28 protein-coding genes and 1 tRNA gene are annotated in these 26,017 nt (G+C 64.4%); 13 read left to right on the forward strand and 16 right to left on the reverse strand.

Going from position 1 to position 26,017, the window contains the following annotated elements:
- Nucleotides 1-16: 16 nt before the first annotated feature.
- The 6 genes from J0L98_RS05650 to serS form a co-directional block, all read right to left on the reverse strand.
- Nucleotides 17-643: a YqiJ family protein gene (locus J0L98_RS05650; protein ID WP_296410580.1), complete on the reverse strand. Its 627-nt coding sequence runs from the start codon at nucleotides 641-643 to the stop codon at nucleotides 17-19.
- On the reverse strand, nucleotides 640-1,308 hold the full coding sequence (locus tag J0L98_RS05655; RefSeq protein ID WP_296410582.1) for a PspA/IM30 family protein: 669 nt from the start codon (nucleotides 1,306-1,308) through the stop codon (nucleotides 640-642). The genes J0L98_RS05650 and J0L98_RS05655 overlap by 4 nt, the downstream gene beginning before the upstream one ends.
- Nucleotide 1,309: 1 nt before the next feature.
- Entirely contained in the window at nucleotides 1,310-1,810 is a 501-nt protein-coding gene (locus J0L98_RS05660) for a hypothetical protein (RefSeq protein WP_296410583.1), read from the reverse strand.
- 444 nt (nucleotides 1,811-2,254) lie between these two features.
- Nucleotides 2,255-2,344 (reverse strand) — tRNA-Ser (locus J0L98_RS05665).
- A 75-nt stretch (nucleotides 2,345-2,419) separates the two neighbouring features.
- Nucleotides 2,420-2,785, reverse strand: coding sequence for a carboxymuconolactone decarboxylase family protein (locus tag J0L98_RS05670; protein WP_296410584.1), 366 nt, complete (start codon nucleotides 2,783-2,785; stop codon nucleotides 2,420-2,422).
- A gap of 96 nt (nucleotides 2,786-2,881) precedes the next feature.
- Nucleotides 2,882-4,168 carry a serine--tRNA ligase gene (gene serS / locus J0L98_RS05675; RefSeq protein ID WP_296410585.1) on the reverse strand — a complete coding sequence of 429 codons (1,287 nt, stop codon included), beginning with the start codon at nucleotides 4,166-4,168 and terminating at the stop codon, nucleotides 2,882-2,884.
- 262 nt (nucleotides 4,169-4,430) lie between these two features.
- Here serS and J0L98_RS05680 point away from each other — a divergent pair, with 262 nt between their 5' ends.
- The gene (locus J0L98_RS05680; protein ID WP_296410586.1) at nucleotides 4,431-4,703 is read left to right on the forward strand and encodes a hypothetical protein; all 273 of its coding nucleotides are present in this window, start codon (nucleotides 4,431-4,433) and stop codon (nucleotides 4,701-4,703) included.
- Here the strand turns inward: J0L98_RS05680 and J0L98_RS05685 are convergent.
- From J0L98_RS05685 to J0L98_RS05700, 4 genes are all read right to left on the reverse strand, one after another.
- Nucleotides 4,666-6,036: a replication-associated recombination protein A gene (locus J0L98_RS05685; RefSeq protein ID WP_296410587.1), complete on the reverse strand. Its 1,371-nt coding sequence runs from the start codon at nucleotides 6,034-6,036 to the stop codon at nucleotides 4,666-4,668. The genes J0L98_RS05680 and J0L98_RS05685 overlap by 38 nt on opposite strands.
- Nucleotides 6,037-6,048: 12 nt before the next feature.
- The gene (gene lolA / locus J0L98_RS05690; RefSeq protein WP_365954287.1) at nucleotides 6,049-6,675 is read right to left on the reverse strand and encodes an outer membrane lipoprotein chaperone LolA; all 627 of its coding nucleotides are present in this window, start codon (nucleotides 6,673-6,675) and stop codon (nucleotides 6,049-6,051) included.
- A complete protein-coding gene (locus J0L98_RS05695; protein ID WP_296410588.1) occupies nucleotides 6,672-8,966 on the reverse strand; it encodes a DNA translocase FtsK in 2,295 nt (764 codons plus the stop codon). Before J0L98_RS05695 ends, lolA begins: the two co-directional genes overlap by 4 nt.
- Before the next feature lie 142 nt (nucleotides 8,967-9,108).
- Nucleotides 9,109-9,780, reverse strand: a complete 672-nt coding sequence (locus J0L98_RS05700) for a cyclic nucleotide-binding domain-containing protein (RefSeq protein ID WP_296404094.1) — start codon at nucleotides 9,778-9,780, stop codon at nucleotides 9,109-9,111.
- A gap of 232 nt (nucleotides 9,781-10,012) precedes the next feature.
- On the opposite strand from J0L98_RS05700, the gene trxB reads away from it, so the two are divergent.
- The 5 genes from trxB (at nucleotide 10,013) to J0L98_RS05725 (ending at nucleotide 17,090) form a co-directional block, all read left to right on the forward strand.
- Nucleotides 10,013-10,972 (forward strand): thioredoxin-disulfide reductase, encoded by a 960-nt coding sequence (gene trxB / locus J0L98_RS05705; RefSeq protein ID WP_296404096.1) that lies wholly within the window; start codon nucleotides 10,013-10,015, stop codon nucleotides 10,970-10,972.
- Between the two features lie 71 nt (nucleotides 10,973-11,043).
- The gene (locus tag J0L98_RS05710; protein ID WP_296410589.1) at nucleotides 11,044-12,042 is read left to right on the forward strand and encodes a Smr/MutS family protein; all 999 of its coding nucleotides are present in this window, start codon (nucleotides 11,044-11,046) and stop codon (nucleotides 12,040-12,042) included.
- Nucleotides 12,043-12,349: 307 nt separating this feature from the next.
- Complete coding sequence (nosZ, locus tag J0L98_RS05715) at nucleotides 12,350-14,302, forward strand: TAT-dependent nitrous-oxide reductase (RefSeq protein ID WP_296410590.1); 1,953 nt, start codon at nucleotides 12,350-12,352, stop codon at nucleotides 14,300-14,302.
- A 176-nt stretch (nucleotides 14,303-14,478) separates the two neighbouring features.
- Nucleotides 14,479-16,671: a 4Fe-4S binding protein gene (locus J0L98_RS05720; protein WP_296410591.1), complete on the forward strand. Its 2,193-nt coding sequence runs from the start codon at nucleotides 14,479-14,481 to the stop codon at nucleotides 16,669-16,671.
- The gene (locus tag J0L98_RS05725; protein ID WP_296410592.1) at nucleotides 16,668-17,090 is read left to right on the forward strand and encodes a transcription regulator; all 423 of its coding nucleotides are present in this window, start codon (nucleotides 16,668-16,670) and stop codon (nucleotides 17,088-17,090) included. The genes J0L98_RS05720 and J0L98_RS05725 overlap by 4 nt, the downstream gene beginning before the upstream one ends.
- 49 nt (nucleotides 17,091-17,139) lie before the next feature.
- Here J0L98_RS05725 and J0L98_RS05730 read toward each other — a convergent pair whose 3' ends face one another.
- Both J0L98_RS05730 and J0L98_RS05735 read right to left on the reverse strand, forming a co-directional pair.
- Nucleotides 17,140-17,712: an MliC family protein gene (locus tag J0L98_RS05730; RefSeq protein ID WP_296410593.1), complete on the reverse strand. Its 573-nt coding sequence runs from the start codon at nucleotides 17,710-17,712 to the stop codon at nucleotides 17,140-17,142.
- A gap of 35 nt (nucleotides 17,713-17,747) precedes the next feature.
- The gene (locus J0L98_RS05735; RefSeq protein WP_296404110.1) at nucleotides 17,748-18,026 is read right to left on the reverse strand and encodes a type II toxin-antitoxin system HicA family toxin; all 279 of its coding nucleotides are present in this window, start codon (nucleotides 18,024-18,026) and stop codon (nucleotides 17,748-17,750) included.
- Nucleotides 18,027-18,238: 212 nt separating this feature from the next.
- Here J0L98_RS05735 and J0L98_RS05740 point away from each other — a divergent pair, with 212 nt between their 5' ends.
- From J0L98_RS05740 to J0L98_RS05770, 7 genes are read left to right on the forward strand one after another with little or no spacing between them, the layout of a single operon-like run.
- The gene (locus J0L98_RS05740; RefSeq protein ID WP_296410594.1) at nucleotides 18,239-19,537 is read left to right on the forward strand and encodes a nitrous oxide reductase family maturation protein NosD; all 1,299 of its coding nucleotides are present in this window, start codon (nucleotides 18,239-18,241) and stop codon (nucleotides 19,535-19,537) included.
- The gene (locus J0L98_RS05745) at nucleotides 19,518-20,429 is read left to right on the forward strand and encodes an ABC transporter ATP-binding protein (protein ID WP_296410595.1); all 912 of its coding nucleotides are present in this window, start codon (nucleotides 19,518-19,520) and stop codon (nucleotides 20,427-20,429) included. The genes J0L98_RS05740 and J0L98_RS05745 overlap by 20 nt, the downstream gene beginning before the upstream one ends.
- Before the next feature lie 12 nt (nucleotides 20,430-20,441).
- Entirely contained in the window at nucleotides 20,442-21,257 is an 816-nt protein-coding gene (locus J0L98_RS05750) for an ABC transporter permease subunit (RefSeq protein WP_365954296.1), read from the forward strand.
- The gene (locus J0L98_RS05755; protein ID WP_296410597.1) at nucleotides 21,254-21,778 is read left to right on the forward strand and encodes a nitrous oxide reductase accessory protein NosL; all 525 of its coding nucleotides are present in this window, start codon (nucleotides 21,254-21,256) and stop codon (nucleotides 21,776-21,778) included. The genes J0L98_RS05750 and J0L98_RS05755 overlap by 4 nt, the downstream gene beginning before the upstream one ends.
- 4 nt (nucleotides 21,779-21,782) lie before the next feature.
- Complete coding sequence (locus tag J0L98_RS05760) at nucleotides 21,783-22,055, forward strand: hypothetical protein (RefSeq protein ID WP_296410598.1); 273 nt, start codon at nucleotides 21,783-21,785, stop codon at nucleotides 22,053-22,055.
- Nucleotides 22,052-22,435: a hypothetical protein gene (locus tag J0L98_RS05765; protein ID WP_296410599.1), complete on the forward strand. Its 384-nt coding sequence runs from the start codon at nucleotides 22,052-22,054 to the stop codon at nucleotides 22,433-22,435. Before J0L98_RS05760 ends, J0L98_RS05765 begins: the two co-directional genes overlap by 4 nt.
- Nucleotides 22,432-22,938, forward strand: coding sequence for a nitrous oxide reductase accessory protein NosL (locus J0L98_RS05770; RefSeq protein WP_296410601.1), 507 nt, complete (start codon nucleotides 22,432-22,434; stop codon nucleotides 22,936-22,938). The genes J0L98_RS05765 and J0L98_RS05770 overlap by 4 nt, the downstream gene beginning before the upstream one ends.
- 152 nt (nucleotides 22,939-23,090) lie before the next feature.
- Here the strand turns inward: J0L98_RS05770 and J0L98_RS05775 are convergent, their stop codons facing one another.
- From J0L98_RS05775 to J0L98_RS05790, 4 genes are all read right to left on the reverse strand, one after another.
- Complete coding sequence (locus J0L98_RS05775) at nucleotides 23,091-24,236, reverse strand: hypothetical protein (RefSeq protein WP_296410602.1); 1,146 nt, start codon at nucleotides 24,234-24,236, stop codon at nucleotides 23,091-23,093.
- 25 nt (nucleotides 24,237-24,261) lie between these two features.
- Nucleotides 24,262-24,765, reverse strand: a complete 504-nt coding sequence (locus J0L98_RS05780; protein ID WP_296410603.1) for a hypothetical protein — start codon at nucleotides 24,763-24,765, stop codon at nucleotides 24,262-24,264.
- Nucleotides 24,762-25,565, reverse strand: a complete 804-nt coding sequence (locus tag J0L98_RS05785; RefSeq protein WP_296410604.1) for a peptidoglycan DD-metalloendopeptidase family protein — start codon at nucleotides 25,563-25,565, stop codon at nucleotides 24,762-24,764. Before J0L98_RS05785 ends, J0L98_RS05780 begins: the two co-directional genes overlap by 4 nt.
- Before the next feature lie 200 nt (nucleotides 25,566-25,765).
- Nucleotides 25,766-26,017: c-type cytochrome (locus J0L98_RS05790; protein ID WP_296410606.1), on the reverse strand; the 252-nt coding region annotated here is incomplete at its 5' end.

Consider the following 26,017-nt stretch of genomic DNA (forward strand, 5'->3'; position numbering starts at 1 on the left):
CGCCCACCGGCGCCGGCTACATCAGGGTGGGATGGGGATTGGCAATGCAGCGGTAGAACGCACCCGCCTTGCTCACAATCAGCACCTGTGCCCCATCTTCCAGCACGTCGTCGTCCAGATCCGGCTCCACCATCAGGTAATGGGATCGTCCGTGGCTGTCCCTGACACGGGCCTGGGCTGCCAGCCCTCGCCGGGCAGTGCCGCCCACGATCACGCCGACACGTCCGATCAGGGTCTGCTCACTGACACTGCTGGTCTCATCCCGGGGGATGATGTGCGCCACCAGCGAGCCCAAGCCACGCACGGTTGCCAGGCCGGATGGCACGGCCAGCACACCTGCTATCCAGGCCGGCAGGTAACTGCCGAACAGCCCACGGGCCACCATCTGCAGGCCATAGCCAAACAGCGTGTAGCCCAGCAGGAACAGCAACAACAGGACCAGCGCGGGCACCTTGCCCAGGTGCAGCCAGCCCAGCACACGATCGAGCCCGCTGTCGCCGTCGAAGTCAGGAATGACGTCGTCGAGCAGGTTGCTCGGGCTGAGAGAAATCAGCATGCCGACCCCTTCAAGCAGGCCAATACCGATGATCAAGGCAAAGGCGATACCGAAGGGCAGGTTTTGCTCTGCAGCGAAGAGATTCACGCCCGGCCTGCCTTGAGCTGGGCAATACGCTCGGCGATCTTGTTGTCACGCATGAGCTCGTCTAGCTCCTTGAGCTGCGCAGCCTGTTGCAGATTGCTGCTTCGGGTTGTGGCGGTCAGTCCGGTCTGACGCTCGTAGAGTCGGTCGAAGGCGTCCGTCACCACATCAATGCGCTGCGCTACGCCAGCGCCTGTAGCCCCGCCGGTTGTATTCAATGCGGCAGCGCGGCTCTTGCGGAACGCCGAGAGCGCTTCCGCCATTTCGCGCTTCTTGGCCAACAGGGCGGCGACGAAGCCCTGCAACTCGCGCTCCTGGAGAGCATGCTCCGATAAGGTGTTCTCAAGCACCGGCAGTTGCGCCTCGATATCGAGTTGCCGCGCCACCGCAGCACGCACGAGCTCGTCACGGCCCTGCGCCATGGCCTGATCAATCTGCTCGGCCAGGCTGGCATGCTGACTATTCAGACTGGCATGTTGCTGCTGGGAGAGATGACGGTTTGCGGTGACGATCCCAAGTTCGTGGCGCACATCGTCGATAACGCTGTCCGCGTCCCGCACGGCCTGCTCCATCACGGCCTCGGGGGCTTGGTCCTCCAGGCGATCAAGCAGGGCATGAACGCCGCCGGAAATGACACGGCCAACGCGGATCTTCAGGGAATCAGCCATTTCAGGCTCCTTTCGTCAGGGGAAGACTGGCTGCAAGCTCGACCGTGCGGGCCACATGGCGCCGCACGACTTCAGGATCATGGGCAGCCGCCGACGCAGTGATGGCCTGTCGCAGCAAGGCCTCGCACAGGGCAAAGCTCCGTCGCACCAGCACATCCTCGAGTTTGGCGGCCTGGCTGGCATCCTTCGGCGCGTGGCTTACGATCAAGGCCAGCGCGGCGGTAGTGTGATCGAGGATCGCGCCAAGCACCTCGGAGTGCGCACCACCCTGCCCCTCCAGAACAACCAGAGACTCCCGCAACTGCCCTGTGAGATCGCGCGCCCAAGCATGGGCAGCGGCGTAATCGAGCGCGCCATCGTGCTGACGCTTGAGTTGCCCAAGCAACACACGCAGCTTGTCACTGTTGGTCGTGGCGCCCTCAACACGCAGCTGCGCCAGCCAAAGATAGAGATCCCCCGGGATGCGCGCCGAAAGCGGCTCCATGGTCGTTGCTTGGCTCATCTGCATCTCCTCGCACTCGGGTTCGAATGACTTCAATTGTATTCACATGAATACGAAAGTCAATACGAATATCGATAGACAAAATGAATTGCTATCCGATCCTGGCGCTTCAGGGGATCATCGGCGGCAGGAAAGACAAGACAAGCACGCAAAAAGCCGGCAAGGAACTACGTTCTTTGCCGCACTCTCCACAACGCCAGGATGACTACATGGACTTTAAGTTGGGGTCGCGAGACGTTCGGGCGCCACACACGAATCGCGGGAACACCCCCAAAAGACTCGTTTAATGACTCACGCCCAGACACCCAGCCAAGGCGATCAGGCTAACCGAGCTTCGTGCACACGGCTGTGAAGTAGCGCAAACGATGGGAGTGACAATGTTTTCTGCATATGCCCGGCCAGAATGTAAAAAAGCCCGTGAATTTCACGGGCTTTTTTACATTCTGGCGGAGAAGGAGGGATTCGAACCCTCGATACGGAGAACCGTATACCGGATTTCGAGTCCGGCGCATTCGACCACTCTGCCACCTCTCCTGGTGCTCGGCTTTCAGCAAGCGCTGTCGGCTGATCGAAGCCCGCGATTATATCTCAAGTCGCGGGAAATACCAGTCATTCGGCGGGTTTTGCGGCACCTGCAGTGAATTCGTCGAAGGCACGCACGGCTTCGGCCGCGTACATGAGGCTCGGGCCACCCCCCATGTAGGTGCAGATGCCCAGGGTCTCCATGAGCTGCTCGCGGGTGACACCGAGGCGGATCAGGGCCTTGACGTGGAAGCCGATGCACCCGTCACAGCGGGCAGACACACCAATGGCGAGGGCGATGAGCTCCTTCTGCAGGGCCGACAGGGAGCCCTCCTTCATCGCCTCCTTGGCCATGCTGGAGAAGCCCTTCATGGTGTCGGGAATCTCGGCATGCAGGGCCTTGAGGCCCTTGTTGAGATCGCCAGTGATCTGGACGAAGGACTTGCTGCTCATGATGGAAGCTCCGAAAACAAATTAGAGCTTACTAATATACAGAAAAGCTGATGGATTGAGAACCGGGACAGCACCTGCCCCGGCTCGTTCATCCCGTCAAAGAGGTGCCTGAAGCACCGTGAGACCGCCCATGTAGGGCTGCAGCACGGCAGGGACGCGCACCGAGCCGTCAGCCTGCTGATAGTTCTCGAGCACGGCCACCAGGGTCCGCCCCACGGCCAGTCCGGAACCGTTGAGGGTGGCGAGGGATTCGTTCTTGCCCTGGGCGTTCTTGAAACGGGCCTGCATGCGGCGCGCCTGGAAGCTCTCGAAGCACGAGCAGGACGAGATCTCCCGGTAGGTGTTCTGGGCCGGCAGCCAGACTTCCAGGTCGTAGGTCTTGGCAGCACCGAAGCCCATGTCGCCGGAGCACAGCACGATCTTGCGGTAGGGCAGCTCGAGCTTCTGCAGGATGGCCTCGGCGTGGCCGGTGAGCTCTTCCAGTGCATCCCAGGCGTTCTCGGGGCGCTCAATGCGCACGAGCTCGACCTTGTCGAACTGGTGCTGACGGATCATGCCGCGGGTGTCACGGCCATAGCTGCCGGCTTCGGAGCGGAAGCACGGGGTATGGCAGACAAACTTCATTGGCAGGGATTCGGCCGGCACGATCTCGTCACGGACGATGTTGGTGACGGGCACTTCGGCGGTGGGGATGAGGTAGAACTTGCTGCCGTCGGCCTTGGGCACAGCGAAGAGGTCTTCTTCGAACTTGGGCAGCTGGCCGGTGCCGTACATGCTTTCGGCATTGACCAGGTAGGGCGCATACAGCTCGGTGTAACCGTGTTCGGCGGTGTGGGTGTCCAGCATGAACTGGGCAAGGGCCCGGTGCAAACGAGCCAGTCCGCCCTTCATCAGGGTGAAACGCGCGCCTGAGATCTTGACCGCGGTTTCGAAATCCAGCCCGCCCAGACGGGTGCCAATATCCACATGGTCGCGTACCTCGAAGTCGAAGCTGGGCACCTTGCCCCAGCGGCTGATTTCGACGTTATCGGTTTCGGACTTGCCAACGGGAACGCTCTCGTGGGGCAGATTGGGAAGACCGGCCACAAAGGCGTTGAAGCGCTCCAGCAGTTCAGCCAGCGCGGTTTCGTTGGCCTTGAGCTCATCGCCAATGCCCGCGACTTCCGCCAGCACGGCCGATGCGTCTTCGCCCTTGCTTTTGAGTTGCCCGACCTGCTTGGAAAGGGTATTACGCCGGGACTGGAGCTCCTGGGTACGGGTCTGGCGGGACTTGCGCTCATCCTCCAGGGCCTGGAAGGCCGCCACGTCGAGGCTCATTCCCCGCGTGGCAAGCCGCTCCGCAACAAAGTCCAGACGGGTACGCAGCAGTTGCACATCAAGCATGACAATCCCTATTCAAATCAGAAAATTAGCCTATCGATACAGCGGCGGTCCGGAATTTGCTTGTCCACAACCACTGCTTTTCGGTTATATTGCGCCGCAGCATGCGCGCTGCGCATGGCCCATCAGAAGCAATAGAAATCAAGATGTTAATAGCACCTCTGGGCAGAAACTTTTCTTGATTTCACACACTCACAGGTCACAATTGTAGAAAGGCACACACATGAATAGTGCCGTTCCAATGCGACCACCGAAGGAGACCCCGATGTTGTCCATCCGTGACTGCCTGGATTACTGCGACCTGACTGACGAAGACGTCGCCATCATTGCCGAGCATCATGACATTCCCGATGCTGCGGCTGCCCAGATCGCCTGCGGACTTGTCCAGACCCGCGAAGGCACCTTGATGCTCACCCAGTTCATGCTCGACCTCGTGGATGCCGCCGAGGAACGCGGAGACCGGGCCAAAGCCAAGCGCTTCCGGGATGCCTGCGCCCGCTTCATTGCGGCGCATCCCCTCCCCCACGAACAACACTGATATTTCCGCCGGCCTGGCGGTGCTCTTCATCGAGGTATTCCCGGTCAAGAGCCCGCAGCCGCTGGAGTTTCTCAGCAATCCTTGCCTCCAGGCCCCGGTTGACGGGTTGATACCAACCCGGCTTTTCCATGCCGTCGGGCAGGTAGTCCTCGCCGGCCGCGTAGGCCTCCGGCTCGTCATGGGCATAGCGGTAAGCCTTGCCGTAGCCCAGTTCCTTCATCAACTTGGTCGGCGCGTTACGCAGATGGATCGGCACCGGCCGGGACACATCCTGCTTCACGAATTGACGCGCCGCATTATACGCTTTGTAAACCGCGTTCGATTTTGCCGCACAGGCCAGGAAAACCGCCGCCTGGGCCAGCGCCAGTTCGCCTTCCGGTGAGCCGAGGCGCTCGAAGGTGGCACAGGCGTTGAGGCAGATTTCCAGTGCGCGGGGATCGGCCAGGCCGATATCCTCAATGGCCATGCGTACCAGCCGCCGCCCCATGTACAGTGGCTCGGCGCCGCCGTCGAGCATGCGGCACAACCAATAAAGAGCAGCATCCGGGTCCGAACCGCGGATGGACTTGTGGAGTGCCGAGATCTGGTCGTAGAAGGCCTCGCCGCCCTTGTCGAAACGCCTCAGGTTACGCGACAGGGCTTCGTCGATGAAGGCCGGCGTCACCGGATTCAGCCCGGCCGTGGTGGCCGCCGTGGTCACCTGTTCCACCAGATTGAGCAGGCGCCGGGCATCACCATCGGCAAAGCCGGTCAGGCGATCACGTGCATCGTCCTCGAAACCCAGGTCTGGACAAGCCACATGCCGCGCACGCTCGAACAGCTCACTTAGCTCCGCCTGACTGAGGGGCTCGAGCACATACACCGCCGCCCGGGACAGCAGGGCCGAGTTCACCTCGAAGGAGGGGTTCTCGGTCGTGGCGCCGATCAGGGTGACCAGGCCTTGCTCCACGTAGGGCAGAAAGGCGTCCTGCTGGGCCTTGTTGAAGCGATGCACTTCATCCACGAAGAGAATGGTGTGACGCCCGCGGCTGCGCTCGGCCTCGGCCCGGGCAATCGCCTCGCGGATGTCCTTGACGCCGGAAAACACGGCGGAGAGGGAGGCAAACTCCGCATCGAAAGCCCGAGCCATCAGGCGGGCCAGGGTGGTCTTGCCCACCCCCGGCGGCCCCCACAGGATCATGGAGTGCAGCTTGCCGGACTGGAAGGCCAGGGCCAGGGGCTTGCCCGGGCCGAGCAGGTGCTTCTGACCAATCACGTCGGCGATGGTCTGCGGCCGCATCGCCTCCGCTAGGGGTTGGCGCGGCGGATCAAGCGTATCGAAAAGGTCAGCCATGGGCTTTGCCGGCTAGTCGCCAACCACGTCGGCGCCCTTGGGTGGCACGAAACGGAACAAGCCGGCATCCAGGGACGGATTGCGCTCCATCTGCAGGAAGTTCAGGGACGTGGTCTGGCCAAAGTTGTCGTGCAGCACCATGGCCTTGAGCTGACCACCAGCGAAGCCCATGCGGATGCGCTCGAAGCTGCTGTCGTCGGCCTTGGGTCTGGCCTCGACCCATTCCAGACCATCAGCGGTGCCGTCATCCTTGAGGGTGAAATTCTTCTCGAGGGAATTGTCGCCGGCAAGGATGGCCGCCGGGGTACTGCCCAAAGCCTGCCCCAGCTTCTTGGTGGTGACCTGGTTCAACTCCTGATCCCAGGCCCACAGCTTGCTGCCGTCACCCACCAGCAACTGGGCATAGGGCTTCTCGTAGGTCCAGCGGAACTTGCCCGGGCGCGAAAAAGCAAAGGTGCCGCTGGCTTGCTGGGGCTTGCGCCCCGACTTGGAGAACACTTGCTGGGAGAAGCTTCCCCGCGCCGAGCGGGTCCCATCCATGAACTGCTTGAGCTGGGCCAGGGAATCTGCATGGGCGGTGCCGGCGGCGAACAGCAGGGCTGCCGCCAGCAGGCGCAGCGAGTGGGTACGGACCATCATTCTCCTTCGCGGGGCGGTGTCACCACTTCCCGATTGCCATTGCTGCCCATGGCCGAAATCAGGCCCGAGCGTTCCATCTGTTCGATCAGCCGCGCGGCCCGGTTATAGCCGATGCGCAGGTGCCGTTGCACCAGGGAGATCGACGGCCGGCGGGTCTTCAAGACGATCTCCACAGCCTGGTCGTAGAGGGGATCGGCCTCGCTGCCCTCTCCGCCACCTTCACCGCCACCCAGCAGGTCGCCGCCCTCCTCCTCCGAGGGGGCGAGAATGCCTTCTATGTAGTCCGGCTCGCCCAGTGCCTTGAGGTGTTCGACCACCCGGTGTACCTCGTTGTCCGCCACGAAAGCACCATGGACGCGGATGGGCAGGCCGGTACCGGGCGCCAGGTAGAGCATGTCGCCCATACCCAGCAGGGCCTCGGCCCCCATCTGGTCGAGGATGGTGCGGGAGTCGATCTTGCTGGACACCTGGAAGGCCATGCGGGTCGGGATGTTGGCCTTGATCAGGCCGGTGATGACGTCCACGCTGGGGCGCTGGGTGGCCAGTATGAGGTGAATGCCGGCCGCCCGGGCCTTCTGGGCCAGGCGTGCAATCAGCTCCTCGATCTTCTTGCCCACCACCATCATCAAGTCGGCCAGTTCGTCGATGATGACGACGATGTAGGGCAGCTTGTCGAGGGGCTCCGGGTTGTCGGGGGTGATGGAGAACGGGTTCTTGAGGGGCGAACCGACCTTGGCCGCCTCCGCCACCGCCTTGTTGTAGCCCGCGAGGTTGCGCACCCCCAGGGCCGACATCAGCTTGTAGCGCTTCTCCATCTCGGCCACGCACCAGTTGAGCGCATTGGCCGCATGCTTCATGTCGGTCACCACCGGCGCCAGCAGGTGCGGAATGCCCTCGTAGATGGACAGCTCCAGCATCTTCGGGTCCACCAGGATCAGGCGCACGTCTTCGGGTTCGGACTTGTAGAGCAGCGACAGGATCATCGCGTTGATACCCACCGACTTGCCCGAGCCGGTGGTACCGGCCACCAGCAGGTGGGGCGTCTTGGCGATGTCCGCCACCACCGGCTGACCGCCGATGTCCTTGCCCAGGGCCACGGTGAGGGGCGAATGCATGTCGTGATAGGCCTTGGAGCCGAGGATCTCGGACAGGCGCACCGTCTGACGCTTGGGGTTGGGCAGCTCCAGGGCCATGCAGGTCTTGCCGGGCACGGTTTCCACCACGCGGATGCTCACCACCGACAGGGCCCGGGCCAGATCCTTGACCAGGTTCATCACCTGGCTGCCCTTCACACCCACCGCCGGCTCGATCTCGAAGCGGGTGATCACCGGCCCCGGATAGGCGGCCAACACCTTCACTTCGACGCCAAAGTCGGCCAGCTTGCGTTCAATGAGGCGGGAGGTGAACTCGAGCACCTCGGCCGACGGCGGCTCCACGTCGTTGGAGGGTTCATCAAGCAAGGCCAGGGGCGGCAGCGCGCCGCCCGGCAGCTCGGTGAACAGACTGGTCTGGCGCTCCTTCTCGACGCGAACCGACTTCTCCACCTCGACGATGGCGGGCTCGATGCGTACCGGGGGCGGCGGCGCTACCTCTTCCTTCTTGCGCTTGGTTTCGACCACGGCCTCGCGCTTCTGCGCCATCTCACGGCCAACCCGTCGGTCCTGCCAAGTCTGCACCCCCTGGGTGGCGAACAGCCAGACCTTCTCCAGACCGGCCCCGAGCGCCTCGGAGGCCTCGATCCAGCTGACGCCGGAAAAGAGGCTCAAGCCACCGGCGATCAAGGCCAGCAACAGCAGGGTTCCCCCCGTGAAGCCCAGGTACTGGAGTACCAGATTACCCAGCTCCAGGCCAATCACCCCACCCGGCTCCAGGGGAAGGGTTGCCCTCATGGAATAGAAACGCATGGCCTCGAGCCCGCTGCTGGCCAGCAGCACGATCAGGAAGCCGATCACCACCACCAGGAAGGAACGATGATCGGCACCGAAGCTCTGCTGCAGCCTGCGAAACCCGATTGCCAGGCCAAAGCCGAGAAAGATCACCCACCACCAGGCCGACAGACCGAAGAGGTAGAGCAGGAGATCCGACAACCACGCGCCGAAACGCCCGCCCGGGTTGCTCACATGCTCCACCTGCACCGCATGGGACCACCCCGGATCCCCCTTGGAGTATCCAAACAGGACCATGGCCAGGTAAAGGGCGAGGACGCCCAGCAACATCCAGCGGGCCTCCTGCAGCAGGCCGGCGATTTTTTCGGGGAGGGGGAGCGGTCGGGTGGAAGGGCGATTGAGCATGGGTGGGCGGTGCCGGGGCGTTACGGATGGAGCCTAAAATGCAAAAGCGCGGCAAGGCGCCGCGCTTTGATTATAAACCAGGGTCTCTGGTCGTCCCTTCCTCGCCGGGTTCCAATTGGGTAAGGAAGGATTTCCGGATCATTCACAAATCGTAGATCTTTTCGCGCAGGATCACGCCACCGTCGGTTTCCTCAATCAGGCCACGCAGGCCCAGGTCCTTCATCACGCGGCTGACCATCTCGCGGGAGGCGCCGATCATCTTGGCAATGTCCTGCTTCGAGATCTTCTTCTTTACCATCTTCAGCCCGTCAACCTCTTCGGACATCTCGAGGAGCAGGCGCGCCACGCGGCCATAGACGTCCATCAGCGCCAGACTTTCAATCTTGCGGTCGGCATCACGCAGGCGGCGGGTGAGATTGCACATCACATGCCAGGAGAGCTCGAAGTTCTCCTGCATCAGGCGCTTGAAATCGGTCTTGGCAATGGTCACCAGATCGGCCGGCGACACCGCTACCACGGACGCGGAGCGGGGACTGTCGTCGAGCACGCCCATTTCACCAAACATCTCGCCCTGGCCAAGAATGGTGAGGATCACTTCACGACCATCCTCATCGCTGACCATGACCTTCAGATTTCCCGTCAGGACAAAATAGACGAAATCCGTACGGTCACCTTCGTGCACCACGGCAGAGCCCCGCGGCACCCGTCGCATCATTGCGCAGCGCGCAACGGCCGCCAGCCGGTCATCGCCCAGGCCCTGGAAAATCGGGAAGGTCCGCAGGGCAATCGTGGACACGGAGCTGGTTACGGTCATAAGGCCTCTCCTAAGCAGGATGCAAATTAATTGGCAAACGGCACAAACTGGCCGTCATGCACACACAACGGCAAAGTATAGATCAAACTTGAGTCGCATCTAAGGACATGGGCCCACCGGGTGGCCTCGCTGCAGGGCCGACGCCGTACCCGGGGCAGGCCGCCCCCTTCCCGGGAACGGAGCGCCTTATAATCTGTCTTCCTTGCTCCAGACACACGAAAGACCCACAAAGATGGCCACCCGTCACATCAAGCTGCTCATTCTCGGTTCCGGCCCCGCCGGCTACAGCGCGGCCGTCTACGCCGCCCGCGCCAACCTGAATCCCGTTCTCATCACCGGCATCGCCCAGGGCGGCCAGCTGATGACCACCACTGAAGTGGACAACTGGCCCGCCGACGCCGACGGCGTTCAGGGTCCGGAGCTGATGGCGCGCTTCGAGAAGCACGCCCTGCGCTTCAACACCGAAATGATCTTCGACCACATCCACACCACCCATCTGGCCGAAAAGCCGATCCGCCTGGTGGGCGACGCGGGCGAATACACCTGTGATGCGCTGATCATCGCCACAGGCGCCAGCGCCCAGTACCTCGGCCTGCCCTCCGAAGAAGCCTTCTCTGGCAAGGGTGTGTCCGCCTGTGCCACCTGCGACGGCTTCTTCTACCGCAACCAGGAGGTCTCCGTGATCGGGGGCGGCAACACCGCCGTCGAAGAGGCTCTCTACCTGGCCAACATCGCCAGCAAGGTCACCCTCGTGCATCGCCGCGACAAGTTCAAGGCGGAGCGCATCCTGATCGACAAGGTCATGGAGAAGGTGGCGGCGGGCAAGATCGTGCTGGAGCTGGACTCCACCCTGGACGAAGTCCTGGGCGACAAGACCGGCGTGACCGGCATGCGCATCAAGAGCACCAAGACCGGCGCCACCAAGGACATCGACCTGAAGGGGGTGTTCATCGCCATCGGCCACAAGCCCAACACCGACATCTTCGAAGGCCAGCTCGAGATGGAAGGCGGCTACATCGTCACTCAGGGCGGCCGCAAGGGCAACGCCACGGCCACCAGTGTTCCCGGCGTGTTTGCCGCTGGCGACGTGCAGGACCACATCTACCGGCAGGCCGTCACCAGTGCTGGCACCGGCTGCATGGCCGCACTGGACGCCGAGCGCTACCTCGACAGCCTCGGCCTCGCCGGCTGAAGCCATCACCAGCCGCAACGGACCGGGCCTCCCGGTCCGTTTTCATTTCTCGACTTCCTCTTTCGCACGCCATGGGCAAGGACAAGCACAACGCCGGACTCGACGCCCTCAAGGCCATCAGGAAACAGGTGCCCAGCAGCGTGGTTGTCAAGGCGCTCGCCGGCAAGCCGAGACGCACACCGGATGCGGTGAGCCCCCCCGCCGAGCCCGATGAGGCCGGGCTCTTCCGTCAGCAGGTGGGCGCCGTCCAGCCCGTGCGCGGCAGCGGCCAGGCCGATATCAGCCGCCCCAGGCCGGCCCCGGTGCCCCGCCCCCGGCCCGCCGATCCTGAACCCGAGGCCCCGCGCCGCAGCCACCGTGTCGACGAGAACGACCCGATGGCCTTGTTCCGCGCCGCCCTTGGCGACATCGCCCCGATCAAGGATTTCAACCGGGCCGACCTGAGCCAGCAACGCCAGCAGGCCAATCCCCAGGTGCGCGCCGTCGACAACTGGGTACCGCCGCCCAGCCTGCTCGACGGACCAGTCAGCCACGACCCCGCCGAACTCTTCCGCCAGGTGGCCGGCGCCGTTGCACCCCTCAAGGACAAGAACCTGGCCGACGTGGAACGCCCCGTGCCCGCCCCCCGGCCGCGCCAGCGCGAGGAGGACGAGCGGGAAGTACTGCGCGAGGCCATCGAGACCCCGCTGAGCTTCGAAGACCGCCTCGACACCGGCGACGAAGCCGCCTACCTGCGCACCGGCCTGCCCCGCCGGGTGCTCACCGATCTGCGCCGGGGTCGCTGGGTGGTCCAGGGCGAACTGGACCTGCACGGTCTCACCCGTGACGAGGCCCGCGCCAGCCTGGCCCAGTTCATCGCCCTGTCCCTGCAGCAGGGGCGACGGTGCCTGCGCGTGATCCATGGCAAGGGTCACGGCTCCCCCGGGCGCATGCCTGTCCTCAAACATCTGTCGCGCGGCTGGCTGGCCCAGCGGGAAGACATCCTCGCCTTCTGCCAGGCCCGCCCCCACGATGGCGGAGATGGCGCATTGCTGGTCCTGCTGCAGGCCGGCGGCAACGCCCGCAGCTGAGCGCGCCCGGCCCCTCCGGGGCAGGTGACGCGACCGTGGCAGGCAGCGCCACCCTCAAAATTAGTCCTTATAATTCAGCATCTTCTAATACAGATCCCGGAAAATCCGTGTTTTCCCGAGGTCTTTGGCGATTCTTGCCCGGCATCAATTTTTATCAGTCCCCGGACACCTAGAGTGCGCTGCGACGGATTGTCGCAGGGACAAGATGCCGCACCCCGGCCGTGCCTCTCCTGCGTCGTCCATCCAGCAATGCCCGCCCCATGGCGTGGCCAGTTCGCCTTCGGCTTAGGACACACGGAGACCCGCAATGAACACGCAAGACATCAAACAAAACGACCAGGACATGGTTCCGGGACGCCGCAAGTTCCTGAACACCGCCGCCCTCGCCGGCCTCACCGGCGCTGGCCTGTCCGTAGGCCTGTCCTCCTGCAAGCAGGAAGCCACCGCCCCGGCCGCAGCCTCCGCAGGTGCTGCACCTGCCGCTGCCCCGGCCGCGGCAGGCCACGCCAGTTCCGTTCATCTGGCCCCGGGCCAGCTCGACGAGTACTACGGCATCTGGTCCGGTGGTCACACCGGTGACATGCGCATCCTGGGCATCCCCTCCGGCCGTGAGATCACCCGCGTACCGGTGTTCAATCCGGACCCGCTGATCGGCTGGGGCATCACCAACGAGTCCAAGGCCATTATGGGCACCAAAGCCGACGGCAGCCTGCGCTACACCGTCGCCGACACCCACCACACCCACGCCTCGTACAAGAACGGCACCTACGACGGCAAGTACGCCTGGATCAACGACAAGATCAATGGCCGCATCGCCCGGGTAAAGCTTGACACCTTCGAGTGCGACAGGATCACCGAGATCCCCAACATCCAGGGCTTCCACGGCATCTTCCCGGACAAAGCCGACCCGGTTGACCCGGCCATCAACTACACGACCCGGGTATTCGCCGGTGCCGAATTCAGCATTCCGCTGCCCAACGACGGCAGCCACATGGACGACACCAGCAAGTACCGCTCGCTGTTTACCTGCCTCGACGCCGAAACCATGGCAATACGCTGGCAGGCCCTGATAGACGGGAACTGCGATCTGGTTGCCAGCTCCTTCGACGGAAAGCTGGCCGCCACCAACCAGTACAACACCGAGATGGGCGCCAAGTACGAGGACATGATGTCCGCCGAAAAGGATGCCTGCACCTTCTTCCACATCGCCCGTATCGAGCAGGCCGTCAAGGATGGCAAGTTCAAGACCTACGGCGACAGCAAGGTGCCGGTGGTGGACTGCACCCGCGAGTCCAACAAGGATCCAAAGACCGCCCTGGCTGCCTATGTACCGGTTCCCAAGAACCCCCACGGCGTTAACGCCAGCCCGGACAAGAAGTACTTCATCTGCTCCGGCAAGCTGTCCCCTACCGCCACCGTGATTGAGCTCGCCAAGGTGCTCGACTACTTCGAGGGCAAGCTCGAGGACATCAAGACCGCCGTCGTCGCCGAGGTCGAACTCGGCCTTGGCCCCCTGCACACCGCCTTCGACGGTCGCGGCAACGCCTTCACCACCCTGTTCCTGGACTCCCAGGTCGTGAAGTGGAACGTGGAAGCCGCGATCAAGTTCCACGCTGGTGACAAGAACGCCAAGTACATCGTCGACCGCCTGGACGTGCAATACCAACCGGGCCACCTCAACGCCTCGCAATCCGAAACCGTCGAGGCTGACGGCAAGTGGCTGTGCGTGGGCTGCAAGTTCTCCAAGGACCGCTTCCTGCCCGTCGGCCCCCTGCACCCCGAGAACGAACAGCTGATCGACATCTCCGGTGAAAAGATGAAGCTCATCGCCGACCACCCGGTCCGCCCCGAGCCCCACGACTTCATCATCGTCAAGCGCGAGCACATCAAGACCCGTCAGGTTTACAACCTGGACGACTTCCCCAATGCCATCAAGGACCCGAAGGAATCCGGCGTCTTCCGCAGTGGCAACAAGGTCACCGTCAAGCTGGTGTCCCAGGCGCCGGCCTTCAGCCTGCGCGAGTTCACGGTAAAGAAGGGCGATGAAGTCACCCTCATCCTCACCAACCTGGACAAGGTGGAGGACTTGACCCACGGCTTCGCGATCCCGAAGTACAACATCAACTTCATCGTCAATCCCCTGGAAACCAAGTCGGTCACCTTCAAGGCCGACAAGCCGGGTGTGTACTGGGCCTACTGCACGCACTTCTGCCACGCGCTGCACCTGGAAATGCGCACCCGCATGATCGTCGAAAAGTAATCGACACCCCGCAACACGTTGATAAATGAAGTATTTGGGGAGACGTCCGCGTCTCCCCTTTTTTTCTTGCAGCGCGTGATCTTCTTTGCCTGTGGCGAATTGACTCAGCTTAAGGCGCCCGCCGGACCGAATCATCAGAATCCGCGCACATTCTGATCGAATAGCGGAGCCCTGCGATGAAAGCCCTGCGCCTACTGAGCGCAATTGCCGGCAAGCTGGCCCTGTGCGCCACCCTGCTGCAACCTGCCACTACTCTGGCCGACACCTACGAGGTCAAGCTGCCGCCGGAGCTGGCCACCTCCCCCCGGATGTGCGACTACGCCCCCTGCAAGGACGTGATCCCCGGGGCCATCGCCTTCTCCGAGCGCAAGGGCCAGCCCTGGTACGTGGAAGCCTACAAGGACGAAGCCGGACAGAAGAAGCTCCTCGGCTACGTGATGCTGTCCACCGACATCACCGACATCCCGGCCTATTCGGGCAAGCCGGTGGTCACCCTGATCGGCATGGACACGGCGGGCAAGTTCACCGGGGTGAAGATCCTCAAGCATTCCGAGCCCATCCTGCTGCTCGGCATCCCCGAGTCGGCCCTGGTCAAGTTCAATGACCAGTACCTGGGCAAGTTCGTGGGGGACAACATCGAGATCGGCAAGTCCCGCCCCGAGGAAAACCTCATCGGCCTCGACGCCATCACCGGGGCCACCGTCACCGTCATCGCCCAGAACCAGGTGATGATGACCAGCGGCAGCGAGGTGGCCAAGCAGGTGGGCATCCTCAAGCCGGTCAACCGCCCCCAGGCCCGCTTTCCGGCCTCCACCGCCACGCCCTCGTGGGCCGAGCTGGTGGCAGACGGCAGTGTCCAGCGACTCACCGTGAAGCCCGAAGAGGTTGGCCTGAAGAGCGACGGCCGCCCCTACATGGACCTGTGGTTCGGCTACCTCAACCAGCCCACCATCGGCCGCGCGATACTCGGCAAGGACGGCTACGAGGGGCTGATGGGCCGCCTCAAGGAAGGCGAGCACGCCATCTTCATCATCGCCAACAACAGCATGGACTCCTTCAAGGGCTCCGGCTTCGTCCGCGGCGGCCTCTACGACCGGGTCCAGGTGCGCCAGGACAAGGACGGCTTCACCTTCCGCGATCTGGACTACGTGAACCTGTGGGGCATCTCGGCCGCCGGTGCCCCGGCCTTCAACGAATCGGCGATCTTCATCATCCGCGGCAAGGGCTTCTCCGCCGCCTACCCATGGAAGCTGGTCTTCCTGGGCAACAAGATCGACAAGGAAACCGCCGCCAAGACCTTCGCCAATTTCGACAAGGAATACTGGCTCGCCGACAGATACCTGGAAGGCGGCCGCCCCGTGGTGGTCAAGCCCGACCCCACCTGGCTGAAGGTCTGGAAGGACAAGGTGGTGGAGATCGTCGCCTTCACCGCCCTGCTCCTCATCATCGCCGCCGCCTACGCCAGCCGCGACAAGCTGGTGCGCCGCGCCGACCGCAAGAACAAGTGGCCAGTGAATGTCTTCAAGTACACCGGCTGGGTGATCAGCATCGGCTTCGTGGGCTTCTACGCCATGGCCCAGCCGTCCATCACCCAGGTGCTCACCTGGTTCCATAGCCTGCTGTTCCAGTGGAAGTGGGAGCTCTTCCTGTCCGATCCGCTGATCTTCATCTTCTGGATCTTCATCATCATCACCGTCTTCGTGTGGGGCCGGGGGCTCTTCTGCGGCTGGTTGTGCCCCTTCGGCTCCCTGTCCGAGCTGCTCTACAAGATCGGCCAGGCCGTCGGCCTCAAGCGCTTCCAGTTTCACCTGCCCCAGGCACTGCACGACAAGCTCAAGTGGGTGAAGTACGCAGTGTTCTTCGGCCTGCTGGCGGTGTCCTTCTTCAGCATGGGGCTGGCCGAACAGCTGGCCGAGGTCGAACCCTTCAAGACCACTTTCCTGGTCGGCCTGCTCAACCGCAGCTGGCCCTACACCCTGTTCGCCGGTGGCCTGCTGGGCCTGTCCATCTTCACCGAGCGGCCCTTCTGCAAATACCTGTGCCCCCTGGGTGCCGCCCTGGCCATGCCCACCACCTTCCGCTGGTTCGGGCTCCGGCGGAAGGACGAGTGCACCAGCTGCAAGGCCTGCGCCAAGGGCTGCGGCTCCCTCGCCATCGATACCAAGGGCAACATCGACCAGCGGGAATGCATGCTGTGCCTGGATTGCATGGTGCTCTACTACGATGACCATGCCTGCCCGCCCCTGGCCCAGGAACGCAAGCGCCGGACCAAGGCCGGCCAACCTCTTACGCCCATCAACGGCAAGGGCTACTTCATCCCCATCCACCCGCTACCCATGGACAAGAACAGCAAAGGAGTCGAGGCATGACCATCGCCGACAGGAACGAGCTGCGTCAGCCCCACTACGGCACCGCCTCCGGCCCCGGCTGGCTGGTCGCCGAACTCCGCGACCACCTGTGGCCATGGGCCGGCAAGGGCCAACCCGCCCGCAAAGCCATCCAGGGAGCCGGCTTTGCACTAGCCCTGGCCGCCACGGTCGCCTGGGTGATGGCGGCCCTCGGCCACCTGTCGGCCGGCGCCATCATCGGCTGGTGGTTCGGCTGGAGTGTGTTCGAAGTGCTGGTGAGACTGGACGCCAAACCCTACGTGAAAGAGGGCCCCTGGTGGGGCCGCCTGTACCGTCGGGCCTCGACGATGGACATGCTGTGCTACGTGAGCTTCAAGAACCTGCTGATCGGCGCGGTGCTCTTCATCGGCCTGAAAGGCGCAGGCGTCCTGCAGGTCTGACGCCACGTGGGGCTTGAGTGACCGCCACACACGGCGCGGGGGATCCGCTTCAGGGCTTGGGCACGCAATGCATGGGGACTGCCTGCCAGCCCCACACCACGGTCGCCTCACCCTGATGCTCCCAAAAGCTCTCGTTGCGTCCTTCGTACCGGGTGCCGCTGGCGGCGGGCACCTGACGCATCAGGGAAGTCTCGTCACCCCGCTCGGCAATCAAGCTGGCCGGATCGGTACGAAAGTGGGTCACCACCAGTTCGTTGGCGGCCGACCCATCGCAGGCAAAGCGGAAGGGGCCCAGTGCCTCGACCAGCCGGTAGCGGGCCTGGAGCTCGGTGATCCGCAGGTGATAGGCCTCCTCGACACAGCGCCGCACGTCCTTGCTCTTCCAGCAGTCGTTGCGCCCCTTGATCCAGCCACGCTGCTCGGCACGCAGAAAGGGCGGACGCTCGTTGTCCGCCTTTCTTTCGGCCGCGGCATAGACCTCGGCCAGTTGCAGATCCAGAGCGGACAGGCCTGCATCGCGACAGATCCGCTCCTCGATGCTGCCCGAGAAAGTCTTGTTGCAGGGAAAGGACGGACCCGCGGCCTCCGCCTGAACTGCGGCGAGCACCAGCAGTGCAACCAACTGCAGGCTCCGGCCCGCAATACCCCGCGCCACCCTCAGCCGCCCTGCTCTTCGTAGGCCGACGGTGTCACCCCCGCACCGGCCAGGCACTCACGCAGGTGCTTGATCTCCTGCTTACCGAACTCGTTGCTGTGATGGGGATGGTGCAAGAAGAACTCATGCTTGTTGAGCAGCACACGGAAACGGGCGCCATGACTGGGCTCGATGTCGGCCCCCACATGCTTGAGCAGGGATTCCACCTCGCGCCACTGGATGTTGCTGCAGATCGGTTCGCGGAAGATCGCTTCGAGCAGATTACGGTGCTTGTGGCTCATGACATGCCCTCCCAGTGATTGTCCCGCCATTCTTGCACCACCGGGTCACGCCGGGTATGACCTGAGTCAGTCGGGAGCCCAATCAACCTGGTCGCACTCCGCGGCCAACGGATGGACATCGACCGGTCCATGCCCCCGAGAATTCACATACATCAAGGCTGCATGCGGCAATCCGCCGCACACTCAGCGCATTCCGCTTCCACCCCACCGCCATGCCCTTTCGCCTTCGCCACGCCAGCCCTGCCCGCCGCGGCTGCACCGCCCGGTGTCTGGCCGTGCTGCTGGTCAGCCTGACCGGGAGTGTGTTCGGGGCGACCTGGCAAGTGCAGCCCGGAGACTCCATCCAGGCGGCCATCGCGCACGCCGTCCCCGGCGACACCGTCCGTGTTGCCCGGGGTCACTACACCGAAAACCTGCGCATCGACAAACCGCTCACGCTCATCGGCCAGGGCCGCCCCACCCTCGACGGGCGCGGCAAGGGTGACACCGTGCGGGTCGCCGCCGAAGACGTGAGCATCGAAGGTTTCATCGTTGCCGACTCGGGTGCCGACCTGGGCGAGCAGCACGCGGGCATCTACATCCAGCCGGGCAGCCACCGGGCCCGGGTGAGCCGCTGCGACTTCAGCTACACCCTGTTCGGCCTGTGGATCGAGAAGGCCAAGGACGTGGTGATCGAGGACAACCTGATCACCGGCAAGCGCGACCTCGACTCGTCCCAGCGCGGCAACGGCATCCAGCTCTACAACACCACCGGTGCCCGCATCCTGCGCAACAACATCAGCTTCGTGCGCGACGCCATCTACGTGGACGTGTCCCACGACGCCATCTTCCGCGGCAACCGCATGCACCACAGCCGCTACGGCACCCACTACATGAACTCCTACCGCAATCTGTGGGAGGACAACGACACCTACTACAACCGGGGCGGCCTGGCCCTGATGGAAGTGCGCGACCAGGTGGTGCGCAACAACCGGGCCTGGGGCAATTCCGACCACGGCATCATGCTGCGCACCATCCAGGACGCGGTGGTGGAGAACAACATCGTCGCCGGCAACGCCCGGGGCTTCTTCATCTACGACGCCGAATACAACACCCTGCGCGGCAACCTGGTGGTGGATAACCAGGTGGGCATGCACGTGTGGGCCGGCTCGGTACGCAACGTGGTCGAGAAGAACGACTTCATCTCCAACCGCGAACAAGTGAAGTACGTGGCCTCCAAGGATGAAAAGTGGGGCGTGGACAGCGGCAACCACTGGAGCAACTACGTGGGCTGGGACCGCAACGGTGACGGCCACGGCGATGTGGCCTACGAAGCCAACGACATGGTGGACCGTCTGTCGTGGCGGCACCCCATGGTCAAGCTGCTGCTGGCCAGCCCGGCCATCCAGACCCTGCGCCTCATCGCCCAGCAGTTTCCGCTGCTGCGCGCCCCCAGCATCGTGGACCCCAAGCCGCGCATGCGCCCCGAACATTCCGACTGGAGAAACTGGCTTGGCAAGCACTATCGTTGAAGCCCGCGGGGTGACCAAGGATTTCGGCAGCATCCAGGCCGTCAAAGGTGTCGACCTGTCCATCGCCCCGGGCGAACTCTTCGGCCTGATCGGCCACAACGGCGCCGGCAAGAGCACCCTGTTCAAGATGATGCTCGGCCTGATTCCCCTCACCTCCGGTCAGATCCATCTCGATGGCGAGCCCATCACCGGCCCGCGCTTTTGCGAGACCCGGCGCAAGATCGGCTACCTGCCCGAGAACGTCGTCCTCTACGACAACCTCACCGGGCTCGAAACCCTGTATTTCTTTGCAGACCTCAAGGCCGTGCCGCGCCGCGAGTGCGCCGCCCTGCTCGACAAGGTGGGGCTCACCGAAGCAGCCGGGCGTCGCGTGCGCGAATACTCCAAGGGCATGCGCCAGCGCCTCGGCTTTGCCCAGGCCCTGCTCGGCACACCGCGCCTGCTGTTCCTCGACGAGCCCACCACCGGCCTCGACCCCGGTGCCATCCGCGACTTCTACCGCATCCTGCGCGAGCTCAAGGGCGAAGGCGTGACCATGGTCCTCACCTCCCACATCCTCGCCGAGATCCAGGAGCGGGTGGATCGCCTGGCCATCATGGAGGGCGGCCAGATCCGCGCCACCGGCACTGTCCAGGCCCTGCGCGAAGCCATGAACCTGCCCCTCACCCTGGAGATCGCCGGCGGCGCCGGCCTGCGCGAGGAGGTCAGCCGGGCCATGGAAGGGCTCGCCATCGACAGCATTGAGGAGTCCGGCAACATGCTGCACATCCGCCTCTCCCGCGACGCCAAGATGCCGGCCCTCACCCGCCTGGCCACCCTCGGCGACACCCTGCGCGACCTCCACGTGCGCGAACCGTCCCTCGAAGACGTGTTCTTCGGCTATCGGGCCTGAGCCATGTTCTCCATCGACTTCAGACAGATCGGCATCGTCGCCGGCAAGGAATTCTGGGACCGCATCCGCAACCGCTGGGTGCTGGCCGTGTCCATCGTGTTCACCGTATTCGCCCTGGTCATCGCCTACTTCGGCGCCGCCCAGCAGGGCGCCGTGGGCTTTCGCTCCATCGACGTGACCATCGCCTCCCTGGTCAGCCTGGTGATCTACCTCATCCCCCTGATCGCCCTGATCCTCGGCTTCGACGCCATCGTCGGCGAGCGCGAGCGCGGCTCCCTCGACCTGCTGCTGACCCTGCCCATCACCCGCAAGGAGCTGATCCTCGGCAAATACGCGGGCCTCGCCGCGGCGCTGGCCTTTTCCACCATCGCAGGCTTCGGCGCGGTGGGCGTCATCCTGTCGCCCAGCCTCAGCCCGGGCGCCCTCTTCCACTACGCCGGCTTCATGGCCTCGGCCATCCTGCTGGGTTTCGCCTTCCTGAGCCTCGCGGTGATGCTGTCGGTGTTCGCCGCCGACCGCACCCGCGCCTCCGGCCTCGCCATCGGCACCTGGTTCTTCTTCGTGCTGGTCTTCGACCTGCTGCTGCTGGGCGCCCTGGTGGTCACTGCCGGCGACTACGGCGGCGCAATCTTCCCCTATCTGCTGCTGCTCAACCCGGCCGACGTGTTCCGCGTGCTCAATGTGTTCAGCCTGGACGAAGTGCGCACCCTGTACGGCCTCGCCACCGTCTTCCCCGAAGCCCTGAGCAACCCCGCCACCCTCGGCGGCGTCATGCTCGCCTGGATCGTCGGCCCGCTTGCCGTGGCCATCTGGAGATTCGAACGATGAAAATCCCGCCCCTCCTCGCCCACACCGCAGTGCTGCTGCTGGCCGCCGGCCTGCTCGCCGCCTGTGGCCAGAACAGCACCAGCACCGTCACCCCCAAGGAGATCGCCCAGGACACCTACTGCGCCCTGGACGGCATGCTGCTCGCCGACTACCCCGGCCCCAAGGCCCAGATCCACTACGCCGGCCAGCCCGAACCCGAGTTCTTCTGCGACACCACCGAGATGTTCTCCCTGCTGCTCAAGCCCGAACAGGCCCGCAAGGTGTCCGCCGCCTACGTGCAGGACATGGACAAGGCCGACTGGGCTGCGCCCAAGGGCGCCTGGATCGACGCCAAGGCCGCCTTCTACGTGGTCGGCTCGAAGAAACGTGGTGCCATGGGGCCCACCATCCCCTCCTTCGGCACCCGCGAGGGTGCCCAGAAGTTCGCCACGGAAGAAGGGGGCAAGGTTCATCCCTACGCCGAAATCACCGCCGACATGACCCGCCTCGACGGCGGTGCCCTCCACGATCAGAGAATGTGAGCCGATGGACCCGATCTACAGCACCATCCCCCCCGCAGACGCCCTGGAGATCGAGCAGATCGCCCGTTTGATGTACGAAGTCCGCGCCGCCCGCGACGACGTGCTGGCCCGCCTGGGTGCCGCCGACCCCGAGCAGGCCCTTGCCTGCATTAGCAAGGGCGAGTTGCCCGAACACCCCGCCTACGAACACTACGTGTCCGCCCGCATCCTCACCGACCTGGCCATCCAGGTACGCGCCGATCTGGCCACACGCATCGAGGAGAGCCAGGGACGATGAGCATGCACCTCGATCTGGCCACACGCATTGAAGAGCACTTCGGCGAACACCTGGAGCGCGCAGTGGAGCTCAAGCTCGATGCCCTCATTGCCCACTTCAGCAACGGCGTCAGCCTGGAGGCCCGCATCGCCGACCCCCACGCCTACGCCATCACCTGGTCCTGGGGCGAAGCCGAACTACGCATCGACACCGCCCCCCTGCACCGGGATCTCGCCACCTTCCCCAATCACCTCCACGGCGCCGACGGCAGCCTGCACCACGATCCGCTCACCCTCCCCGGCGTCGCGCCATGGGACAATCTGCAGCGGATCATCGTTGCCATCCTGGCCGACCCGCTACTGGACCGCCTGACCACCTCCGCCGGAGCCCGACCGACATGACGCCCCGCCTTTTCTGCGCTGCGCTCGCCACCGCCCTCCTCACCCTGGCCCAGGCCCCGGTGGCCACGGCGGCCGACCTCTCTCCCCAGTACGTGCAGCGCTCCACCCGCTGCCCGGTATGTGGCATGTATCCCTACCGCACCCCCCAGTGGATGGGCCAGATCGTCTTCAATGACCAGACCGCCAGCACCTTCGACTCACCGGTAGACATGTTCCGCTTCCTCAACAACATGATCGTCTTCGACAAGCAGCACAAGCTGGTCGACGTGGGCGCGATCTGGGTCGCAGACTACAACAGTAAGGCCTGGGTCGACGCCAGGAAGGCGCTCTATGTGATGGGGTCCAAGGCCCGCGGCCCGATGAACGAGCCCAACCTCCCGGCTTTCGCCACCCGCGACGCCGCCGACGCCCACATCAAGGCCCAGGGCGGCAAGGTGCTACAGTTCAGCGAGATCACCCGGGAGCTCATCAAGAGCCTGAGCGGCGGGCAGCACAACCACTAGGCCAAGCAGCCAGAGGCCCGTTTTGGACCTGTAAGGGCGACTTGTAGGGGCGACTTCAGTCGCCCATCGTGCGTTGATCAACGACAGGCCCTTGATCGAAGCCCGCGGGCGACTGAAGTCGCCCCCACAGTCCCCACGGAACCAACACCCGCCTACAGCAGGTACTGCTCTATCCGGCTCACCGGGGCATTGCGCAGCAGGTAGAGCTGGGGGTTTTCCCGCTCGGCGGATTTGCCATTGAGGCTCACGGCCACGGGCTCGCGCTCCAGGATGCACAGGCGACGGCTCACGCAGTCGGCGCGCCACTGGGGCAAGGCGGTCTTGCCGCGCTCCTCCACGGCGATGCGGGTGAGCTGGAACTGGTCGGTGGGGTTCTCGCGCCCCACCCGGCTGCGGATGGCATCCCGGGCCTTGTCGAGGCTACCCTGCTGCACACACAGGTCATACAGGGACGCCAGACAGCGCAGGTTGTCGATGCGGATGGGCTTGAGGCCGTGCAGCCAGGAGAGGGCGGCGATCAGCTTGCGGCCGTAGATGTCGTAGGCGTATAGCAGGGTCTCGGCATGGAAGTCCGGCGTCCGCCCCACCGCCTGCAGCGCCGCCTTCCAGGCCGGCTCAAAGTCGGTCTTGCGCCCGCCCCGCGAGAGGGCATCGGCCCAGGCGATCTGCCGGGCGCGGCTGGGCAGGCGCAGCATGGCCTGCCACTCGGGCCACAGCCCACCAAAACCGGCCTGCAGGGCCGGGCCATTGCGGGCGGCAAAGCGGGCAAAGAGCGCCTGCAGGGTACCGGTCTTGAGGTTGACCTGCAGAGGGCCGAAGGACAGCCCCGCCCCATCGAAATTGCCGGTGACCTGCTGAAACGGATCGCCGCTGGTTTCAAAGGCGGCCGTCACGCGCAGGGCGTTGGCGATGGCCAACTCGGGACGCACCGCCGGCAGGGCCGCCGGATCGGGCATCTCCAGGTAGATCCCCTCACCCCGGGCCTCAACCCGCAGGAAGTGCCCTTCCTGGGCCAGCCGAGAAGCCGATTTGACCACCTCGGCGGGCTTCGCCCCGCTGACCCACACGAAGCGGCCCTCCAGGCCGGCACCCAGGCCATCGGCCGGCACCATGGAGACGATCTTCAGGGGCGTGCCCACGGCGTCACGCAAGACCTGCACCGATCCGACCAGTTCCCGATGGACCTTCACCGTGCCATCCGGACGGGCATATTCGCGTAGCTGGAAACTGGGTGTGAGCTGAGCCTTGGCCGGCCCGCCGATGATGAAATCCCGGGAATACTTGAAATGTACGGCCATGGGAGCCTCCTGTAGGGATGGGCGCTCAGGGCGCCTCGTTGCGCTGGGCGATCCGCGGCTGACGACCATCCCAGTAGAGCAGGATGTCGATGCCGGCCTCCGTGCCCAGCAATACCCCGTCACCCCGCCAGCCCCTGGCCACTTTCCGCCAGGCCCGTGTTGGTGCCGAGCTACGCTTGAGAATGTGCACCGGCGCTTCCCCCTCCTCCCAGATCGGGGTGGCAAAGAAACGCCGGTTCTGGATGAGCAGGCAGTCGCCCGCCCGGCCCCGGTCGATGACCAGGGCCAGCGCTGCCGGGTCGAAGGGGCGCTGCAGGCGCCGCCAGGGATCAACGGCCCGGCCGCGGGCCGCGGGCTGACTCGCGGCAGGCAACAACCACAGCCGGTCCGTGCGCCCATTGCCATCAAAATCCACCTCAAGGCTACGGGCCTCGTGCTCACCCTGCCGGGGCGGGCCGAGTTCGCACGGGGATGCGGCCAGTACGCTGCCGGCCATCAGACAGGCGAGCAGGGAAACGAAGATCTTCATGTGCCGGCCAGTCGTGTGCGCCACACGTTGAGGAAGGGGGTCGGATCCATCAGATCCGCCCGACGCAGGAAGGGCACGCCATCGGCCCGGCGCGCCGACACACTCTCGGGCGCCGTCAGCGGACCACTGGCGCTGCCGTCGTACATTTCCAGGTGCAGCATTGCACTGGGCACCTGGATGCCGACCAGCAGGCCCACCCGGGCGATCACCTGCCCCGCCTTCACCTGCTCGCCCTTGCGTAGGGTGCAGTCGGGCTTGATCTCCCCATAGCGGATCACGAAATCACCGTGATCGATCTCCAGGGCGTCCGTCTGGGCATAGAAGGGATAGGGGTCGCGGATGACCACCCCGTCCCGGACAGCATGGATCAGGCGCCCCACCGGGGCATACAGATCGCAGCCGGCATGGGCTCGGCGCCCCCCGCTGCGCCGGGAGCCAAAGGAACGAGGCGGATGAATCCAGTCGGCCACCGCCGGCCGGGCAAAGGGAAAGACACTATCGCCCCCGGGCGTGGGCGGCGCACTCGCCACCGTCAGCAACAGACGCCCCCAGTCCTCGCTGGCGGGTGCCAGCACGCCCGTCGCCTCAAGGCCCACCCGAAGCTGGAAGGCCTTGATGGCCGCCACCGTGCCGGACTTGCGCGGTGGCCGGGCGATGCTCCCGTCCACCCCTTTCGGATCCACGTCGGCCCAGCCCAGCAGGCGCGCGGCCTGAGCCAGCATCGTCTGCACGGTCTCCACGTCCTTCCGTTCATTGCGGGCGCCCTTCTCCCAGGCCCCCACCGCCGCTTGGATGTCCATCGTCCCTCCCCTTGTGTCCGCGCTTTGTCTGTCCAGACTATCAGGATAGCGGGCTGCAGGCACCTGTCATCCCCAAGGGCCTGTCCGGCCGCTTCCGTCGAAAAAAAACCCGGCCGCACGAAGACGACCGGGCCTTGGCGCGTGGGGGTACGCGCTGAGGTGAGAAGGAGACAACGGGCAATCGGGTGTCGTTGCCCTTCCTACTGGGATTTGGCCACCATGAAGTCCACGACGGCCTTCACCTCGTCATCGCTCAGGGCCGGACTGCCGCCCTTGGGTGGCATGGCCCCCTTGGCACCGTTGAAACCTTCAATGGCGTGCTTGTAGAGGGTGTCGTTGCCCTGGGCAATGCGTGGTCCCCAGTCGGCCTTGTCGCCGAGCTTGGGCGCACCGGCCACGCCGGTCTGGTGGCACATGGCACAGGTCTTCTTGAAGATGTCGGCGCCCTTGCC

This window comes from Zoogloea sp., from assembly GCF_017302315.1.
In the GTDB taxonomy this organism is placed as follows: domain Bacteria; phylum Pseudomonadota; class Gammaproteobacteria; order Burkholderiales; family Rhodocyclaceae; genus Zoogloea.